This window comes from Candidatus Cloacimonadota bacterium (assembly GCA_011372345.1).
Classification (GTDB): Bacteria; Cloacimonadota; Cloacimonadia; order Cloacimonadales; family TCS61; genus DRTC01.
Genome location: DRTC01000514.1, coordinates 1 through 3,113, shown reverse-complemented (window position 1 = coordinate 3,113; position 3,113 = coordinate 1). Strand labels below are relative to the sequence as shown.

Below are 3,113 nucleotides of genomic sequence, written 5' to 3'. Positions count from 1 at the left end.
CCATAACCTATCTGCCAGGAAAATTTTGCTTTGAAAAAGTCATTTTGATTTATCCAATGGGATGATTCACCTTTAACATTCTTTAAGATTTCCTTTACAGAAAAATTTGGGTTTAACAGAAAAAGAGTATGTAAATGACTTTCAGTACCATTAATAATTCTGACACCACAATTGGATTTTTCAAAAATTTCAGATAAGTGATGAACAATCTTTATTTTTTTATTTTTTTCTAAAAAAGGAAATCTATTTTTTGTGCTCCATACTGAATGAATCCAAATTCTGGTTAAAGAATGTGACATGATAACTCCAATATATCTTTAATAAACCATTGAAATGGTTTCTTTCTGCTTTTTTAAAATTAATTCCCACAAATGAATTTGTGGGCTTCTTTAAAAAAATTGTCTGAATTCAGAAATCCATAAATTTATTTATGGGAAATCGAATAAAACCAAAATAATGAACCATTTCAATGGATTACCAAAATTACTCTTCTATTTCCAATTTCCTGATATATTGATTAATAACCGTAGAATCCTGATAAGGTCTTATCTTCTCTAATAAAGCAATTCCTTTATCGTTTTCTTCCGAGTAAACTGCTGCCTGATATATTGATAGAGCAATGCTTTTATCAACAGGATTATAAGAAATGGCATTATCCAGAAACTCGAATGCTTTTTCATTTTCTTCTTTTTCTAAATAATGAAATCCGGTTTCCAGGTATAATTGTGAGAGACCGCTGTAAAATCTCTGTTTATCCTGAACAAATCTTAATCCTTTTTCCATATATTTGATCGCATTTTCATAATCCTGATCCCGATGAAAATATTGTGAGGCCCGCAGGAAAGCTGCTCCGTAATTATTCAAAAGTCTGGTCATATTTTTATCTTTATAAACCGTGTTATCAAAGATAGCTCGATAAGAATAAACCGAATCGATATTGGTTGTTAATCTTTTAATATTATACTGATCCCGACCTTTGGTGGGAACGACCCTGTCAACCATACCTTCATTACGCAGATGGTTCTCAAAACCGATGGTTTCCGAAACTGTAACAGCAAAATATATTGGTCTTTTCCCATAATTATCATAAATGATCCTCAGGGCAGCTAAATCTTTAACATACATTATTGTTCCTTTTTTATAAGTGACTGTAAATGAATCTTCAGGATCTGTTCCTTTGATCTTAACGACCATATCCTCCGGAAGTTGTTTGGGATACAGAATCGATTGCGGATTGTCCTGACATTGCTCGATATGACTGTCAGGAACATTGAATTCCACACCTTCATGATCTCTCAATTGTTTGATATACCAGGGAGTATTCAGCAGGCTTAAATTGGCAATAGTTATATCTTTTCTAATTCCTGAACACTGTTCATTTTTAAAATCCATTGCTTTGGAAATTATTTCTTTTGTCGTTTCTGTGGGCTGAACAATATTCTTTTTTTGAAATTTACCAAGATCATCTTTAATTGTATCATTTTCCGAAGGATGGATAAATTCAATGGATTTGGGATCATAAACAGCTTGAGCATACCAGACCGGGAAGGTATCATTATCGCCGTTTGTAAAGATGATCGCATTCTCTTCTACACTGTTGAGGATGTTCAAACCATAATCGAGAGCAATGTATTCTTTATGACGGTCGTGAATGAAATATTGAGTTGCCAGGTTGAATAATGGGAGTGCGATCACAATTGCTCCCACAAGATATGCCAAAGGTTTGCTTTTATCCTTGAAAAAAGCGATCAATCCAATCGAACCGATTGCCATCCAGACCGTCCAGAAATTGTAGGCAGTAACATAAAAGTAATCTCTGTCACGCACTTCCGCATCCGAGAGATTCATCACAAAGATCATGGCAAGAGATGACATAAAGAAAAAGGAGAAAAAATAAGCGAATGAATGTTTGTTCTTCTTGAAATGATAATATGCTCCCCCGACTCCGAGAAGAGTAACGAGCAGGTTGGAGATCATCTGGAAAAACTGCTGCGGTGCTTTGAATACATTTGATAAAGTTTCCGCATTAAAGAATTGCCAACTGAAATAAGTTAGGAATTGTTCTTTTAATTGATATAAAAAAGAAGCCCTGCGCACGAACATACTGGTTACGCCATATTGCCTTCTCAAAACATAATCCATGAAAAGTTTGAGATTATGAGGATGACCTTCATTGATGAACGGTCGGAATTCGGAACGGATATAAATGAAAAGATGGGTGCTGATCCCGATCACGATCATTAAAAGCGCGATCAACCAGGCTTTCTTGTTTACCTGTTTCCTCAAATGAAAGTAGAGAATTCCGGCAAAAGAAAGAGCGAACATATATTTTGCAAGAGCCGGTAACTGCACACTTTTTCCTATTTGGTTAAAGATGGCATAGATAATGATCAAGCCGACAATATAAACTCCGAATCTTGTCCAGAAGCCGGATTTTTTGATGTTATCCTTCAGCATCGGGTAAACAGCGATAAAAAGTATTGCCGGAGCAATTTGCAGAGATGTCTGATGAATCCCAAATCCGAGAAAGAAAATATAGATGATCAGAATAAGATAATTCTGATGAGAAAGATTGTCGGATTTTTCTACCCAGATCATAGTCAGCCACACGATCAGGTTGATGACAAAAGCGAGTCCTGCATACACTTCCGCTTCGATAGCATTGTTCCAGAAAGTAAAAGAAAAAGCAGTATAGATGGCGGCAATAAAACCGGCAATATAAGCCAGATAAGATTCTTCTTCCGATTTCAGCCACATGGAAACGAATTTTACTGTGAACAGATAAGTGAACATCACGGCAAAAGCAGAAAGAAGTCCGGAAAGGAAATTAACAATGATGGGATGGGGAAGACCGAGACCGATGATCGTAAAAAATCTTCCTAAAATAATATAAAAAGGATTTCCAGGAGGATGTGGAACACCCAGAATACTCGAACAGGTAATATATTCTCCCGCATCCCAGAAAGAAAGGGAACGGGCTTGAGTTAACGCATAAATAATTAAAGCACTAAAAAAGACAAACCAGGCAATTATGGTATTATTCCTCTTATTTACAGGTTGAGGTTTTAAATTCATTCTCTGCTCCATCAAATAAAATTTTGATTTAAAATGTT

General features: G+C 35.5%; 2 protein-coding genes. Both read right to left on the bottom strand.

Annotated elements, in window-relative coordinates; translation table 11 throughout:
• The coding region (locus tag ENL20_09870) for a transposase (GenBank protein ID HHE38864.1) at positions 1 to 299 on the bottom strand (299 nt) is incomplete at its 3' end.
• A 184-nt stretch (positions 300 to 483) separates the two neighbouring features.
• The coding region (locus ENL20_09865; protein HHE38863.1) for a DUF2723 domain-containing protein at positions 484 to 3,113 on the bottom strand (2,630 nt) is incomplete at its 5' end.